Source organism: Polynucleobacter campilacus (assembly GCF_002206625.1).
GTDB lineage: Bacteria > Pseudomonadota > Gammaproteobacteria > Burkholderiales > Burkholderiaceae > Polynucleobacter > Polynucleobacter campilacus.
The window spans coordinates 22,303-39,270 of the sequence record NZ_NGUP01000003.1; the positions used below are offsets into that span (position 1 = coordinate 22,303).

The 16,968-nt window shown below is 45.7% G+C and carries 15 protein-coding genes; 1 reads left to right on the forward strand and 14 read right to left on the reverse strand.

The genetic code is table 11. The features are described from left to right. Positions 1 to 57 precede the first annotated feature (57 nt). From phoB to CBI31_RS03610, 10 genes are all read right to left on the reverse strand, one after another. Positions 58 to 771, reverse strand: a complete 714-nt coding sequence (gene phoB, locus CBI31_RS03565; RefSeq protein ID WP_088525065.1) for a phosphate regulon transcriptional regulator PhoB — start codon at positions 769 to 771, stop codon at positions 58 to 60. A gap of 14 nt (positions 772 to 785) precedes the next feature. Continuing rightward, positions 786 to 1,493: a phosphate signaling complex protein PhoU gene (gene phoU, locus CBI31_RS03570; protein WP_088525066.1), complete on the reverse strand. Its 708-nt coding sequence runs from the start codon at positions 1,491 to 1,493 to the stop codon at positions 786 to 788. A 13-nt stretch (positions 1,494 to 1,506) separates the two neighbouring features. Next, entirely contained in the window at positions 1,507 to 2,343 is an 837-nt protein-coding gene (gene pstB, locus CBI31_RS03575; protein ID WP_420812072.1) for a phosphate ABC transporter ATP-binding protein PstB, read from the reverse strand. A gap of 8 nt (positions 2,344 to 2,351) precedes the next feature. Then, on the reverse strand, positions 2,352 to 3,218 hold the full coding sequence (gene pstA, locus CBI31_RS03580; RefSeq protein ID WP_088525067.1) for a phosphate ABC transporter permease PstA: 867 nt from the start codon (positions 3,216 to 3,218) through the stop codon (positions 2,352 to 2,354). Further along, complete coding sequence (gene pstC / locus CBI31_RS03585) at positions 3,215 to 4,201, reverse strand: phosphate ABC transporter permease subunit PstC (RefSeq protein WP_088525068.1); 987 nt, start codon at positions 4,199 to 4,201, stop codon at positions 3,215 to 3,217. The genes pstA and pstC overlap by 4 nt, the downstream gene beginning before the upstream one ends. A gap of 79 nt (positions 4,202 to 4,280) precedes the next feature. Next, on the reverse strand, positions 4,281 to 5,303 hold the full coding sequence (gene pstS / locus CBI31_RS03590) for a phosphate ABC transporter substrate-binding protein PstS (protein ID WP_088525069.1): 1,023 nt from the start codon (positions 5,301 to 5,303) through the stop codon (positions 4,281 to 4,283). A gap of 164 nt (positions 5,304 to 5,467) precedes the next feature. Next, complete coding sequence (gene glmM / locus CBI31_RS03595; RefSeq protein WP_088525843.1) at positions 5,468 to 6,811, reverse strand: phosphoglucosamine mutase; 1,344 nt, start codon at positions 6,809 to 6,811, stop codon at positions 5,468 to 5,470. Between the two features lie 43 nt (positions 6,812 to 6,854). Beyond that, positions 6,855 to 7,718, reverse strand: coding sequence for a dihydropteroate synthase (gene folP / locus CBI31_RS03600; RefSeq protein ID WP_240553719.1), 864 nt, complete (start codon positions 7,716 to 7,718; stop codon positions 6,855 to 6,857). 21 nt (positions 7,719 to 7,739) lie between these two features. After that, the gene (ftsH, locus tag CBI31_RS03605; protein ID WP_088525070.1) at positions 7,740 to 9,617 is read right to left on the reverse strand and encodes an ATP-dependent zinc metalloprotease FtsH; all 1,878 of its coding nucleotides are present in this window, start codon (positions 9,615 to 9,617) and stop codon (positions 7,740 to 7,742) included. A gap of 180 nt (positions 9,618 to 9,797) precedes the next feature. Then, positions 9,798 to 10,472 carry an RlmE family RNA methyltransferase gene (locus CBI31_RS03610; RefSeq protein ID WP_088525071.1) on the reverse strand — a complete coding sequence of 225 codons (675 nt, stop codon included), beginning with the start codon at positions 10,470 to 10,472 and terminating at the stop codon, positions 9,798 to 9,800. Between the two features lie 126 nt (positions 10,473 to 10,598). Between CBI31_RS03610 and CBI31_RS03615 the strand changes: the two genes are divergently transcribed. Next, positions 10,599 to 11,225 (forward strand): YhbY family RNA-binding protein, encoded by a 627-nt coding sequence (locus CBI31_RS03615; protein ID WP_088525072.1) that lies wholly within the window; start codon positions 10,599 to 10,601, stop codon positions 11,223 to 11,225. A gap of 56 nt (positions 11,226 to 11,281) precedes the next feature. Here CBI31_RS03615 and CBI31_RS03620 read toward each other — a convergent pair whose 3' ends face one another. The 4 genes from CBI31_RS03620 to carA are packed head-to-tail and all read right to left on the reverse strand — an operon-like array spanning position 11,282 to position 16,777. Beyond that, on the reverse strand, positions 11,282 to 11,776 hold the full coding sequence (locus CBI31_RS03620; RefSeq protein ID WP_088525073.1) for a DUF4149 domain-containing protein: 495 nt from the start codon (positions 11,774 to 11,776) through the stop codon (positions 11,282 to 11,284). Positions 11,777 to 11,794: 18 nt separating this feature from the next. Further along, positions 11,795 to 12,271 (reverse strand): transcription elongation factor GreA, encoded by a 477-nt coding sequence (greA, locus tag CBI31_RS03625; RefSeq protein ID WP_088525074.1) that lies wholly within the window; start codon positions 12,269 to 12,271, stop codon positions 11,795 to 11,797. 58 nt (positions 12,272 to 12,329) lie between these two features. Continuing rightward, a complete protein-coding gene (gene carB, locus CBI31_RS03630; protein ID WP_088525075.1) occupies positions 12,330 to 15,593 on the reverse strand; it encodes a carbamoyl-phosphate synthase large subunit in 3,264 nt (1,087 codons plus the stop codon). After that, complete coding sequence (gene carA, locus CBI31_RS03635; RefSeq protein ID WP_088525845.1) at positions 15,593 to 16,777, reverse strand: glutamine-hydrolyzing carbamoyl-phosphate synthase small subunit; 1,185 nt, start codon at positions 16,775 to 16,777, stop codon at positions 15,593 to 15,595. Before carA ends, carB begins: the two co-directional genes overlap by 1 nt. Between the last annotated feature and the right edge of the window lie 191 nt (positions 16,778 to 16,968).

A 16,968-nucleotide genomic window follows, 5' to 3' on the forward strand; every position in this document is an offset into this window, starting at 1 on the left:
TCTTAGACGATCTCAAGAATGTCCTTGAAATAGTCCAAAAAGGCCTTTAGATAAGGTCTAATTGTTGCTTGGAGTCTTGGTAATACGATAGCCGCTGCCCCGAACTGTCTCGATAAATCGGTCGCAGTCTACTGGGGTTAATGCTGCCCTGAGGCGCTTAATATGGACGTCAACAGTTCGCTCTTCAATATAGACTTCATTACCCCAAACCTTATCTAGTAAATTAGTACGAGAATGAACGCGTTCTGGGTTAGCCATAAAGAATTGCAGAAGTCTATATTCTGTGGGACCCAAAGAAACTGGTTTAAGCTCAGTATTAGGCCATTGCGCCAAAACTCTATGCGAGCTAGGATCTAGCTTTAGTGGGCCGATTGTGAGTGGGCCCGTGTCTTCAAGCGGGGTTTGCCTGCGCAACAATGCCCTCACCCTAGCAATTAATTCCTTAGGTGAAAAAGGCTTAGTCACATAATCATCTGCACCAGAATCTAAGCCCAAGACCTTATCGGACTCCTCGCTTTTCGCGGTAAGCATCAGAATCGGCAAACCTCTTGTCCGATCATTAGCCCGTAACTCTTTAGCAAATTGCACACCAGACTTTCCTGGCAACATCCAATCTAGTATCACTAGGCTTGGTAACTTTTCTTTCATCATCGCAAGCGCAAGATCAGTTTGCATGGCCTTCTCAACCTCATAGCCTGCATGCGTTAAATTAATTGCAATCAACTCTGCAATGGATGGCTCATCTTCAACGATTAGTATGTGGTGAGTCATTTGAAAGCTCTTTTTTAATCTTTATTAGCTTCGCGCACTAAATCTTCATGGGGAATGTGGCGAACATCTGAGCCCTTCGCAATGTAAATTACAAACTCAGCAATATTCTTAGCATGGTCCCCAATGCGCTCAATCGCCTTAGCAATCGTTAACATGTCAAGCCCAGTGCTAATAATGTGCGGATCTTCCGACATATAAGTAATGAGTTTGCGGACAAAACCACGGAACTCCTCATCAATTTGACGATCTTCAGCAACAACTTCGGCAGCAGCAACAGTGTCTAGGCGAGCAAAGGCGTCCAAACTACGACGCAACAAATTGATTGCCATTTGACCAGAGAGACGAATCTCGGCCACATTGATATTGTGTGGGGTACCTGTATCGATAAGGCGCTTTGTACGCTTTGCAACACGCTCAGCCTCATCCCCGGCACGCTCTAGGTTTGTAATGGCCTTAGATACTGCCATGACGAGGCGTAAGTCACGAGCAGCTGGTTGGCGTCTTGCAATTAATTCAGTACAGGCTGAATCAATTTGGATTTCAAGGTCATTAACTTGTTTTTCATTCTCAATGACGATATTGCAAGTATCAAGATCCATTTGCGTGAATGCACGCATTGCTGTTGAGATCTGCGCCTCAACCAATCCGCCCATTTCTAGCAAACGACCAGAGAGTGAATTTAAATCAGCATCAAATTGTGATGAAAGGTGATTATCAGGCATTTAATATCTCCAATTAACCGAAGCGGCCGGTAATGTAGTCTTCAGTTTCTTTACGCTTAGGCTTAATAAATATTTCATCTGTTTTACCATATTCAACCAAACTGCCAAGGTACATATAGGCAGTGTAATCGGATACACGCGCAGCCTGCTGCATATTATGAGTAACGATGGCAATGGTGTACTCATGTTTGAGTTCATTGATCAACTCTTCAATTTTTCCTGTCGAAATAGGATCTAGTGCTGAAGTAGGTTCATCAAGCAGCATTACCGAAGGTTTTACAGCTACGCTACGAGCAATACAAAGGCGCTGCTGCTGTCCACCAGAAAGCGATAAACCACTTTGATTTAATTTATCCTTAGCTTCATTCCACAGAGCTGCTTTGTTCAATGCCCATTCAACGCGCTCATCCATTTCAGAGCGAGACAGTCTTTCATAGAGGCGTACACCAAAGGCAATGTTTTCATAGATAGACATTGGGAATGGAGTCGGCTTTTGAAAAACCATGCCAATACGTGAGCGCAGTAAGTTTAAGTCCTGATCAGGCTCAAGAATGTTTTGGCCATAAAATTTAATTTCACCTTCTGCACGCTGACCAGGATATAGGTCGTACATGCGATTTAAAGTACGCAATAAAGTGGATTTACCGCAGCCAGAAGGCCCAATAAATGCAGTGACCTTACCTTGCTCAATATCAAGGTTTATGTCTTTTAAGCCCTGGAATGAACCGTAGAAAAAATTAAGATTTCTAACTTCAAGCGCATTGATAGCTGCCTGCTCTGAATGTTGAATTGTTGAATCCACTTTTCCCCCTTGACTATCAATCTGATTTAAGTCAAACATTGTTTTTATATTACTCATCATGCCTGTACCTTTTCACGGAAAACCACTCGCGCCAGAATATTTAAGCCGAGCACAGCAAATGTTATTAATAAGGCAGCTGCCCAAGCCAAATCGACCCAGTTATCATACGGACTCATTGCAAACTGGAAGATGACTACTGGCAAGTTAGCCATTGGTGCATTCATATTCGTTGAGAAGAATTGATTATTTAAAGCTGTAAATAACAATGGAGCTGTTTCACCACTAACACGCGCTAAAGCTAATAAGATTCCCGTAATAACACCGCTCTGGGCGGCGCGCAAAGTAATCATAAAGGCGACCTTCCACTTAGGCGTGCCCAATGCATATGCAGCTTCACGTAAGCTTCCTGGAACGAGTCTCAACATGTTCTCAGTAGTTCTTACTACAACGGGTACCGCAATGAGAGCCAAGGCAATCGTCCCTGCCCAACCAGAAAAATGCTTTACTTGTGCGACCACAATCGCATAGACAAATAAACCGATTACGATTGATGGGGCAGATAACATGATGTCAGTAACAAAACGGGTTATCGATGCTACCTTACTTCTGTCGCCATATTCAGAGAGATACAAGCCAGCAAGCACGCCTATCGGAGTGCTAATTAAAGTGCAGCTAGCTACAATCATGAGACTTCCGAGAATCGCATTAGCTAAACCACCGCCTTCTGATCCAGGAGCAGGTGTACTGTGCAGGAATACATCTAAATTAATAGATGAAAAACCTTTAATAAATAGAATGCTTAAGATCCATAAAAGGAAGGTCATACCCAGCACCATAGCCGTAGAAGAGAGTACTAGGCCAATTTTATTGGCACGTTTACGTTTAGCGAAAATTGCTGGGTTAATGTTTGAAAAATTATTCATGTTTTTAAGCCCTGTTTTTTCTCCATGCTCATGAGCATCCATTTAGCAATAGCTAGCACGATAAATGTGATCATGAATAGCGCAAGACCAAGCGCAAATAAAGAGGAGTAATGAGGTCCTAACTCAGCCTCACCGAACTCATTTGCCAATGTAGAAGCAATTGAATTTCCGGGAGCAAATAAAGAGGCGGATAAGCGATGCGCATTTCCAATCACAAATGTAACGGCCATCGTTTCACCAAGCGCCCTACCCAATCCAAGCATGATTCCACCGATAACACCTGCCTTGGTATAGGGAAGTACGACATTTCTGACTACCTCCCAAGTAGTACAGCCAATACCATAAGCTGATTCCTTGAGAACCGGAGGAACAATCTCGAATACATCACGCATCACAGAAGCAATAAAAGGCAAAATCATCATGGCCAAAATCAATCCAGCACAAAGAATACCGATTCCATTAAAAGCGCCAGAAAATAGGATTCCTAGACCGGGAATTTGGCCCAATGTGCCTGCCAATGCTGGCTGAATATATTCAGCGAAGAGAGGAGCAAAGATAAATAGACCAAACATGCCGTAAATAATGGATGGCACAGCAGCCAATAACTCTACAGCGGTACCTAGCGGTCTGCGTAATACATTCGGACATAGCTCTGTTAAAAATACAGCAATACCAAAGCTGAGCGGCACTGCAATTAACAAGGCAATCAACGATGTTGCGAGTGTTCCATAAATCGCAATGAGACCACCGAATTCTCCATTGATGATATCCCATTCACTTGTGAAGAAAAAACCGATACCAAATTTACTCAGAGCTGGCCATGCATTGATAACGAGAGAAATAATGATGCCAAGCAAGGCTATAAGTACGCCAACTGCAAAAAATTGCGTGATTGCGTAAAACAAAAAGTCTTGTACACGCTGTAATTTCGCAATCCTGGTAGCTTGAGGCGTTGGCGCTGAGTGGGACTGTGTGATATCCATATTTGGCTTATTTAAATATTGAAACAGCCCCACAATATGTGGAGCTGTTTATTTAAGAATGATTAAAAATAATCAAACCTTATTTAGTTACAACCTTTGTGAATACATTCTTACGAATAAAGTCGGTTGTACTATCAGGCATTGGCACGTAATCCAAGTCTATAGCCATACTCTTGCCTTCTTTAAATCCAAAGTCGAAAAACTTGATTACCTCAGCAGCATTCGCCTTATTTTCTGGGTTCTTGTACAGCAGAATGAAAGATGCACCAGTAATTGGCCATGACTTGGCACCAGCAGCATCAGTAATAAAAGTGCCCATACCAGGAATTTTTGCCCAATCAGTACCAGCAGCGGCAGCGGCGAAGGTTAGGTCATCAGGTTGAACATAATTGCCTTCTTTGTTTTTCAAAGCAATATGAGTCATTTTGTTTTTCTTAGCGTAAGCGTACTCGACATAACCAACAGAGTTCTTCACGCGAGAGACGTTTGCAGCAACACCTTCGTTACCTTTACCGCCAACCGATGAAGCGGCTGGCCATTTAACAGCAGCACCTGCACCAACCGCATCTTTCCAGAGGGAGCTAGTTTTTGCTAAGTAGTCTGTAAAAATAGCTGTGGTACCAGAGCCATCAGCACGGTGCACAACGGTAATCGGGCCTGAAGGAATCTTTACGCCTGGGTTCATGATGGCAATGCGCTTATCACCCCAGTCAGAAATGACACCTTGAAAAATATCAGCTAAGGTTGGACCATCTAATTTAAGTTCGCCTGGTTTAACACCATCTACGTTTATCACGGGTACTACACCACCAATGATTGCTGGAAACTGAACCATGCCATCTTTTTCTAAATCTTCGAATTTGACCGGATTATCAGTAGCACCGAAATCAACGGTTTTTGCCTTGATTTGCTTAATACCACCAGATGAACCGATGGACTGGTAGTTCAAGTTGGAACCTGTTTTTGCTTTATAGGCTTCTGCCCACTTTGCGTAAATTGGGTACGGGAATGTTGCGCCTGCACCTGTCATGTCTGCAGCAAAGGTGACTGGAGATAATGAAATAGCGCTAATAACGAGTGCTTTTTTCAAAAAAGAATTCATGTGATTAGTCCTAGAGTAGAAATAACGCAACATTGCGATATTAGGACGATACGATTGGACTATGACGCTTTGATGACAGAAGTGTCACAAATAATAAAACATAATAAATTCAATAGCTTATATTGAAGTTATTAAGTTCAAAGTATGGAAATATAGGCTTGAAATTATGTTGCGGGGATTAAATCAGCAATGCTTTTGGCAGCGCTCATCGCTACATCGCCATCTTTAGTTTCGATCATGACGCGTAGAAGTGGCTCAGTACCGGATGCCCGAATGAGAACTCTGCCGATGCCTTTGAGATCAGCCTCTACTTTAGCGATCTGTAGCTTGAGTTTCTCATCAGACTTCCAGTCATAACTAGGTTTGATTTTCACATTCAGCAAAACTTGCGGAAAGATGTTTACTTTCTCAAGTAACTGGGTAAGGCTCTTTTTATTGTGACTCATCGCTGCTAATACTTGAAGCGCTGCAATGGTGCCATCTCCAGTGGAATGCTGATCTAGGCATAGTAAATGTCCGGAGCCCTCCCCGCCGATGATCCAAGCTTTTTGCTTGAGCAGCTCTAATACGTATCGATCGCCCACATTAGCGCGTTCAAACCCAATACCCATCTCTTTAATGGCATTCTCAACCGCCAGATTGGTCATTAAGGTACCAACGGCACCACCAATCTTTTGTCCACGATCTAGCCTGTCTTTTGCAAGCACATAGAGCAGCTCATCGCCATTAAATAATCGTCCAGTGGCATCAACCATTTGCAAGCGGTCAGCATCGCCATCAAGTGCAACACCAAGATCCGCATTGACTTCTTTGACCTTGGCGATCAGGGCTGCTGGTGCAGTAGCGCCGCAACCATCATTAATATTTTTGCCATCTGGACTAACTCCTATCGAGATCACCTCTGCGCCTAGCTCATGAAATACATGGGGTGCTGTGTGATAGGCGGCTCCATTGGCACAATCAACGACTAGCTTTAATCCCTTGAGATTGAGATCTCCCGGAAATGTAGATTTACAAAATTCAATATAACGACCTGCTGCATCATCTAAACGAAACGCCTTACCGAGCTCTTGTGCACTCACGCAGCCCATCGGCTTTTCTAGCTCTGCTTCAATTGCCAACTCAAAATCATCGCCTAACTTATCACCATTAGATGAGAAAAACTTAATACCGTTATCTTGATAAGGATTGTGTGATGCAGAGATCACGACGCCGGCAGATAAACGCAATGCTTTAGTCAGATAAGCGACGCCAGGAGTTGGCATGGGACCACAGAGCATGACATCCACACCAGCAGCAGCAAAGCCTGCCTCTAAAGCAGCCTCCAATAAATATCCAGATATACGCGTGTCTTTACCAATCAAGACTTTGCATCGTTGGCCAGCTTTGGCATCCTTGGATAGCACTTTGCCTGCGGCATAACCCAGTCGGGTCATGAATTCCGGAACAATCGGAAATTGCCCCACTTCACCGCGGATGCCATCAGTACCAAAGTATTGTTTTTTCATGGGAATCATTATAAAACTTAGCGTCTTCAGTGTTAAAGCAAGGCTAAGTATTAATTGCCTCCCATAGCTTTAAAGCATCTACCGTCTCGGGTACATCATGCACTCTCACAATTCGAGCACCCCGATCAGCCGCCATGATGGCTGCAGCAATGCTGGGAGCTAGGCGCTCATGCGTATCTTTACCAGTGAGCTTGCCCAGCATTGATTTACGGGAGATGCCCGCTAGTACTGAATAGCCCAATCTGGAGAATTGATCAAAATGGCCGAGCATAGTGAGGTTGTGCTCAAGACTTTTGCCAAAGCCAAAGCCAGGGTCAATGGCGATTCTGTTTGCTTGAGCACCTTTTGCTTTGAGTAGCTCTGCACGCTCTTTGAGAAACTGCATTACTTGCGCAAGGACATCGTGATACTCCGGATTAAACTGCATGGCCTGAGGATCACGCTGCATGTGCATCAAGACAATTCCACAATCCTTACTTTCAAGTACTGCATCGACTGCGCCCTCTTGTCTGAGTGCCCAAATATCATTTACGCAATCAACGCCTGCATTGAGGGCCTGACGCATCGTTTCTGCTTTGTAGGTATCAATCGAAAGTGGCACGCCGCAATCTTTCAGCGCTTCGATGACTGGCAGCACACGATCAAGCTCTTCTTGAAGTTCTACCAGCTCTGCACCCGGTCTAGTGGACTCACCACCAATATCAATCAAGTCAACACCACCCGCAATCATGAGCTCTGCTTGAGTGATTGCATCTTTCGGTGTTTTAAATTTGCCGCCATCTGAGAATGAATCTGGGGTGGCGTTCAGAATGCCCATGACAACTGGGCGTCTGCGTTTGGTGAAGTCAAAAAGAAAACGCCCACAACGCCATGTTGTGGGCATCTCTGAAATGCCTTGCTTATCCATCAAGACAATTAGTCTTGTTGCTTAAGCTGTCGCTGGAGCGCTACCAGCCGCTGGGCCAGGTGCACCAGCAGAGTTACCAAAGATCGTTGGCGGTGGAGGCAATGGTGCACGTGGAGGACGACCTTCCATGATGTCGGTAATTTGATCGGCATCAATGGTTTCCCATTCGAGCAAAGCAACAACCATGGCTTCAACCTTATCGCGATTGTTTTCTAGAATCGATCTTGCTAAAGCATATTGACTATCAATCAAGGAACGAATCTCAAAGTCCACTTTTTGTTGTGTCAACTCAGAAACGGTCTTGGTGCTATTGCGCCCGAAAATACTTTCAGATTCAGTATCAACGTAAACCATCGTACCTAAGCTATCGCTCATACCGTAACGCGTCACCATATCGCGTGCCATTTTGGTAGCACGCTCAAAGTCATTTGAAGCACCGGTACTAGATGAATGCAAAAAGATTTCTTCTGCAGCACGGCCACCAAACAAAATAGCCAAGTCTTCCATCATGCGATCTTTATACAGATTCACACGATCAAATTCTGGTAACTGCCAAGTCACTCCCAATGCCATACCGCGCGGCATGATGGTGACCTTATGAACTGGGTCTGCCTTAGGCAAGCTCTTGGCAACAACCGCATGGCCAGCCTCGTGGTAAGCAGTATTAAGACGCTCTTCTTCGCGCATCACGGCAGACTTACGCTCTGGACCCATATAGATCTTGTCTTTAGCGTCTTCAAAGTCTTTCATTTCAACTGAACGCTTATTACGGCGCGCAGCAAATAAGGCGGCTTCATTTACTAAGTTCGCTAAGTCAGCACCTGAAAATCCTGGTGTACCACGTGCTAATACTGCAGCATTGACATCAGGATCAATCGGCACTTTGCGCATATGCACTTGCAAGATCTGCTCACGACCCCGAATGTCTGGCAAGCCTACGTGTACTTGACGATCAAAACGGCCAGGACGCAATAAGGCTTTATCCAATACATCGGAGCGGTTAGTAGCAGCAACCACGATCACACCACTATTGCTTTCAAAACCATCCATCTCTACGAGCATTTGATTTAAGGTTTGTTCGCGCTCATCATTGCCACCGCCCATACCGGCACCACGATGACGACCTACCGCATCGATCTCATCAATAAAGATGATGCAAGGTGAATTTTTCTTGGCGTTCTCAAACATATCGCGTACGCGAGATGCGCCTACACCCACAAACATTTCTACGAAATCGGAACCCGAGATCGAGAAGAAAGGAACCTTGGCTTCACCGGCAATAGCACGTGCCAACAGTGTTTTACCGGTACCTGGAGGGCCAACTAGTAATACGCCATGCGGAATACGACCGCCGAGCTTTTGAAATTTCTGAGGGTCTTTTAAGAAATCAACCAACTCATACACTTCTTCTTTTGCTTCATCGCAACCTGCAACATCAGCAAAAGTAACAGTATTGCTATTTTCATCAATGAGGCGTGCTTTGGATTTACCGAAGGAGAATGCTCCGCCTTTGCCGCCGCCTTGCATCTGACGCATCATGAAAAACCAAAAGCCAATAATCAATAAAGTCGGTCCAAGGTAGTACAAAGCAGATACCAATAGATTAGGTTCATCTTCTGCTTTACCAGTTACTTGTACACCGAACTTCATGAGGTCACCAACCATCCAGATGTCGCCCGGAGAGATGATGGAATATTTAACGCCGTCAGCAGGTGTGACTTGTAATGTGCGACCTTGCACATCGACACGCTTCACTTTTCCAGCCTTAGCGTCGTCCATGAATTGAGAGTACGTGACTTGAGTTTGGTCCCTAGGCTTATCAAACTGTTTAAAAACAGTGAAGAGCACCAGGCCCACAATGAGCCACACGCCGATTTTTTGGAACATATTGCTATTCATATTGCCGTTCAAAATAATTCCTTTTCTGGATATATCCAGGAAATAAGCACATTGCTTCCTATGTATTTGATTCTACTACCACCCTTTTTCAAGGTCTAATGGCCTATTTATTTCACAAAACCATGTATTTAAGGGGGTTATTAGGGGGTATACCTACCTGGTAATACCTATTTTGGCTACTTATTTAGGGGGCTTTAAGTTACGGCCTAAGAGGAATATCTCTGAAGAACGAGCTCGAGAGGCCTTAGGCTTTCTAGAGGCAACGGTTTTGAAGACCTTTTTGAAGGATTCCACGATCTGGCTGTAGCCGCTGCCGTTAAAGCACTTAATTAATAGCGCCCCCTCAGGCTTGAGGTGGTCCACCGCAAAATCTAAGGCAATTTCAGCCAAAAAGGCCATTCGCGCAGAATCTGCAACGCCAACCCCCGAAAGATTGGGTGCCATATCGGATAGAACCAGATCAACCTTGCCTTCTGCGCTCTTCGGCAGAAGCGCCTTGAGGGCATTTAGGCCCTCATCCTCACGAAAGTCCCCCTGAATAAAGCTAACGTCAGCAATATCTTCCATCGGCAAGATATCGATTGCAATGATTTGGCCATCTGGTTTGCCAGACTCGATTTTAGGATTACTTTTACCAAGCTCAGTTAAACGATTGCGTGCATATTGAGACCAACTTCCAGGAGCGCTCCCTAAGTCCACTATGGTCATGCCTGCTTGTATGAGGTGATCTTGCTCATCAATTTCACTGAGCTTGTAAACCGCTCTAGCGCGATAACCCTCTTTCTGAGCCATCTTCACATAGGGATCGGTTAGATGATCTTGCAACCAACTTTTATTAAATTTATTCTTTGCCACAACTTACCCACCTTCGCCCTACATTTTCCTAGTTTTAGCTCTCTAAAGCAAAAGGAATCGATACAAAACGAGACAAATCCAGTCTAAACGAGCATTTTAAGTACCCGATGCTCTATCATCGAACCCATGACCGCACTCACCATCACCCCCGCACAACGTAAATCTCTCAAAGCTGATGCCCACGACTTAAGTCCGGTTGTCATGATCGGTGCTGGTGGCTTAACGCCCTCCGTCATCAAAGAAGCCGAGCTCGCCATTAGCCATCATGGACTCATTAAGGTGCGTATATTTGGCGATGATCGTGAAGCACGCCTTGCTTTTTATGAAGCACTCTGCGACAAACTAGATGCAGCGCCAGTCCAACATATTGGCAAACTACTAGTCATCTGGAGGCCAAAAGATGTTGTTGATGAGGCATTTTCTAATCTGGGTAGATCTTCTAAGCAAACTAAGAAATCATTACAGGCGCCGCGCACAAAACGCCAACCGAATCGCGCACCAACTAAATCTGGTATTCGCACCAGCAGCTCAGAAAGATCTGATCGTCGCTCTGCTTCCAATGCAAAACCATTCGCTCGCGCTGCCGCTGTAAAGTCTGCTGCACCAAAGAAACGGGTACTTCGCTCTGAAGCTGCTGAATCGAAGATTGGTTGGTCATCACCAGGCTATCGCAAAGCAGCTGCTACGCCGGCTCCCATCAAGAAACGTAAAGTGCGGATGAGTAGCAATAAGAAAAAATCACTTGGGTCTTAATATGATCTAAGCCATTAGAGGAACGCCGCTAGTCGGCGTTTTTTATTGCTGATGGTTTACTGTGAATGCGTTTTAGTAAGGCGCCAAACAAGATAGATGCCTAGCGCACTCTGAATCAAAAACAAGACGCTAGAAACACCATGGAGTTTTCTAAATAAATCAGCCGAAGGAGACAGCATGACTGGCATACCTTCTAACAAGGCCTGATCACGTAAGGTATCAAGCCAAGGGATCAAGATAAATGAAGCGGCTGCCGTGCACACTAACATTCCTAAAAGAAGCAATCGAATCACTCTGTACTGGTTTAATCCACGAGTAACCAGTAGATTTGCGAGCACCATTAAAGCAATGCAAACAATGATGCTGAGATAGGCTTCAGCCTTAAAGACGCTACCAGCAACCATACCGGCTACTTGACGGTCAGTCATAGTGCTAAAAATTGCCGGGGCAACCAGATAGCCAACGGCCAGAATGCTACCAACCCAGACGCCGGCGATCAAGATAAAAAGTCGTTGCGCTCCACTATGTTTTGGAGCAGTAAGGTTCTGCACTGGGCTTCTCTGTAGGCGTTAGATATAGCGAACTGCCAGAATCTCAACTTCGCGATTACCGCCGGGGGCCTGAACAGCCACAACATCACCCTCTTCCTTGCCAATTAAGGCACGGGCAATAGGAGAGCTAATCGAGATTTTGCTTACAGCGATATCGGCCTCATCGTCACCCACAATTTGATAAGTGAGCTTAGTACCATCCTCGAGATCTTCGAGATCAACGGTAGCGCCAAATACAACTCGACCAGAAACATCAAGCGTGGCTGGATCAATAATCTGCGCGGCAGATAATTTGCTCTCAAGCTCCTGAATACGACCTTCAATAAAACCTTGCTTTTCTTTTGCAGCATCGTACTCAGCGTTTTCAGAAAGGTCGCCTTGAGCTCGTGCCTCAGAAATCGAAATAATCACTGCTGGACGCTCTACATGCTTAAGACGATGCAGCTCCTCTTTAAGGAGTTCTGCACCGCGTTTGGTAATCGGAATTGTGCTCATACTGCCAACCTAACTTAAATTCTTGCGCTTGATTGCGCGAACAAAAGTCGATTTTAGATTAAACAAGCTTTTGATGTAAATCCTGTAAGGAATATACCTCTAAAGACTCATTAATCCCTTTTTGGGAGGCCAGCAAACCATCCATCACAGCACGGGCCGCGCTAATGGTCGTGTAGTAAGTTACGCCATTTGCTTGGGCTGAAGTCCGGATGGACCTCGAGTCAGCAATGGCAGTTCGAGTCTCATCCACAGTGGTAAATACCAAGGAAATTTCACCATTTTTAATGAAATCCACGATATGAGGACGGCCGTCTTTGACTTTATTGACTACGCGCACTGGCAAACCAGCAGCTTCAATGGCAGCTGCAGTCCCTTTGGTTGCAACCATTGGGAAACCGAGTTGATGCAATAGCTTAGCAACCTCAACCGCTTTAGGCTTATCGCTATCTTTGACTGTAAGCAGAACTGTACCGCTCTTCGGTAGTTTGATGCCAGCACCCAATTGCGATTTGAAGAGCGCTTCACCAAAGGTCTTGCCTACACCCATGACCTCACCAGTCGAGCGCATCTCAGGCCCGAGAATTGGATCAATTCCTGGGAACTTGTTGAACGGGAAAACCGCTTCTTTAACAGAGAAGTATGGTGGATTAACTTCAGCTTTGATGCCCTGTTGCTCTAGCGTTTGACCAACCATACAACGCGCAGCAATTTTAGCCAATTGCAGACCAGTTGCTTTAGAGACAAAAGGTACGGTACGTGAAGCGCGTGGATTGACTTCCAGAACATAGATGACATCTTTGCCGTCGACATTCTGAATCGCAAACTGGACGTTCATCAAGCCAACAACATTTAATCCTGCCGCCATCGCAGCAGTTTGACGTTTAATTTCTTTGACAGTCTCATCGGATAAGGAATATGGCGGCAATGAACATGCTGAATCACCAGAGTGAACGCCAGCCTGCTCGATATGCTCCATCACGCCACCAATAAATACTTTGGATCCATCACGAATGCAATCAACATCACACTCAATCGCATCATTGAGGAAGCGATCTAGCAATACTGGGGAATCATGAGAGACCTTCACAGCCTCACGCATGTAGCGTTCCAAGTCACGGCCATCATGCACGATTTCCATGGCGCGGCCACCCAGTACATAGGAAGGACGCACTACCAATGGGTAGCCAATTTCTTCTGCCAGAACCAACGCCTCTTCTTCTGTACGCGCAGTGCGGTTTGGTGGTTGACGTAAGCCCAAGCCTTGCAAGAGTTTTTGGAAGCGCTCACGGTCTTCCGCAGCATCAATCATGTCTGGTGATGTACCAATGATGGGCACGCCATTGCGCTCAAGATCTAGAGCAAGCTTCAATGGGGTTTGGCCGCCGTACTGAACGATGACGCCTTTAGGCTTCTCTTTAGCAACAATCTCTAATACGTCTTCAAGCGTCAGTGGCTCAAAGTACAAACGATCAGAGGTGTCGTAGTCAGTTGAAACGGTTTCTGGGTTGCAGTTCACCATAATGGTTTCATAACCATCATCGCGCATTGCTAAAGCAGCATGTACGCAGCAATAATCGAACTCAATACCTTGACCAATTCGGTTAGGGCCCCCGCCCAAAACCATGATCTTATCTTTAGTGCTTGGGTTGGATTCACAATCACCGTGCTCTGCTTCATAAGTCGAATAGAGATAAGCAGTATTGGTTGAGAACTCGGCAGCACAAGTGTCAACGCGCTTATAAACAGGTAGCACTTTTAAACGGTGACGTGTTGTGCGTACCGTTGTAGCATCGACGCCTAGTAATTTGGCTAAGCGACGATCAGAGAAGCCCTTCTGCTTAACAGCCCGCAGCTCTGCTGCTGTCAGACTATCAATCTTGCGTTGCTTGAGCTCTGCCTCAATGCTGATCAGCTCCTCAATTTGCTGAAGGAACCAAGGATCTACTTTGGTTTCTGCATAGATCTCATCTAAGCTCATCCCCATCCGGAAAGCATCAGCCAAATACCAAATACGATCTGGGCCTGGCTCATTGATTTCATTCACAATGTCATCAATATCTGTCGAGAATTCATCTAAGCCATCTACACCAACCTCGAGACCCCGTAACGCTTTCTGGAAAGACTCCTGGAAGGTCCGGCCAATGGCCATCACTTCGCCAACCGATTTCATCTGGGTCGTTAAGCGTGAGTCTGCTTGTGGGAATTTCTCAAAAGCAAAACGCGGAATCTTGGTCACTACGTAATCAATTGATGGCTCAAACGATGCAGGCGTAGCTCCGCCGGTAATATCGTTCTTGAGCTCATCCAGTGTATAGCCAACAGCTAACTTGGCTGCGATCTTGGCAATCGGAAAACCCGTTGCTTTGGAAGCCAAGGCAGATGAACGCGATACCCGTGGGTTCATCTCAATGACGATCATGCGGCCGTCTTCTGGGTTAATGGAGAACTGTACGTTTGATCCACCAGTATCAACACCAATTTCCCGTAGAACAGCAATCGATGCATTACGCATGATTTGATATTCTTTGTCGGTCAGCGTTTGTGCAGGGGCAACAGTGATCGAATCACCTGTATGTACGCCCATCGGATCCAAGTTTTCGATTGAGCAAACAATGATGCAGTTGTCGTTACGATCTCGCACGACTTCCATCTCAAACTCTTTCCAGCCCAAAAGCGATTCTTCAATCAAAAGCTCACGGGTGGGTGATAGATCAAGACCCCGTTTGCAGATTTCTTCAAACTCTTCACGGTTATAAGCAATACCACCGCCAGAACCACCCATCGTGAACGAAGGACGAATCACTACTGGAAATCCAGAGCTATCAGCCTCTTTTTGAATGCGCTGTTGTACCTCAAGGGCCTCTTCCATCGAATGCGCAATGCCTGACTTCGCAGAGCCAAGACCAATCTTAGTCATCGCCTCTTTAAATTTCTGACGATCTTCTGCTTTATCAATTGCCTCTGGTGAAGCGCCGATCAGTTCACAGCCGTATTTTTGTAATACGCCATGACGATGTAAATCCAATGCGCAGTTCAAGGCAGTTTGGCCGCCCATGGTTGGCAAAATTGCATCTGGCTTTTCAGTTGCAATAATGCGCTCTACCACTTCCCAGGTAATCGGCTCGATATAAGTCACATCAGCCATCTCGGGGTCAGTCATGATGGTTGCAGGATTGCTATTGACCAAAATGACTTTGTAACCTTCGTCGCGCAGAGCCTTACAAGCTTGCGCACCCGAATAGTCAAACTCACAGGCTTGTCCAATCACAATCGGACCAGCGCCAATAATCAGGATGCTCTTAATGTCGCTCCGCTTAGGCATTATTTGCCCCCTTTGTTGCTAGCATTCATGAGTTCCACAAAATGATCAAATAAATAGGCAATGTCATGCGGTCCAGGCGAGGCTTCAGGGTGTCCCTGGAAACAGAATGCAGGCTTATCTTTCCAGGCCAGCCCCTGCAAGGAGCCATCAAACAATGAAACGTGTGTGACACGCAGGTTGTCAGGCAAAGTATTGGCATCGACTGCAAAGCCATGATTCTGAGATGTAATCGCTACGCGACCAGTATCTAAGTCTTTAACAGGATGGTTAGCGCCATGGTGGCCAAACTTCATCTTGAGGGTTTTAGCACCTGCAGCCAGACCCATAATTTGGTGACCTAAGCAGATGCCAAAGGTAGGGACGCCCTTTTCAATAATTTCTTTAGCAGCAGCAATGGCGTAATCACAAGGTCCCGGGTCTCCAGGACCGTTAGAGAAAAATACACCGTCTGGATTCATGGCGAGCACTTCAGCTGCGCTCGTTTGCGCTGGTACTACGGTTAGCTCACAAGCACGCTCAGTAAGCATGCGCAAAATATTGTGTTTCACACCGAAGTCATAGGCCACCACTTTTTTAGTGGGTTTGTTTGTATCTAATGTTTTATATGCAGGCTTACCTTCAGGGCCATGCAATTGCCAATCAGCTACCCGCCACGGGTAAGCTTTTTTAGTACTCACTACTTTGGCTAAATCTAAGCCTGACATTCCAGGAAAGGCTTTTGCTAGTTCAAGCGCTTTCTTGCCGAGCGCCTCATACTTATCCCCCAATTTGCCAGCGACGATAGCGCCAGATTGAGCACCCTTGTCGCGCAGGATCCGGGTTAATTTACGAGTGTCGATGCCAGCAATGCCAGGGACGCCTGCTTTACTTAAATAGCTATCTAAGCTTCCTTCTGAGCGAAAATTAGATACGCGCTTAGGTAAATCTTTAATGGCTAGACCAGCAGCATGAATCCGATCTGACTCTGCATCTTGTGAATTGACGCCAACGTTGCCGATGTGCGGATAAGTGAGAGTAACAATCTGACGGCAATAACTAGGATCAGTGATGATCTCTTGGTAACCAGTTAATGCGGTATTGAAAACCACTTCGCCAGTAGTTTCACCAGGGGCGCCAATGCTAAAACCGGGAAAAAGAGTGCCGTCGGCTAAGGCCAACACGGCGGGAGGAAAAGAAGGAAGCAAGGGTGACAAACCATCTCCAGTCCCTGCTCCATCCGACGCTCAAAACCCCCAAAAAGACCAACCCGAGGCTTGTGTATGCGGGAGGTGAGTGTCTTTAAGCGCTAGGGTAATTTAATTAGTTTCGAACCTTGCAATGATACCAGTTTTGCTCCTAAACCCTTGAATACCCGCCCAATTGGGCCTTTGAGGGT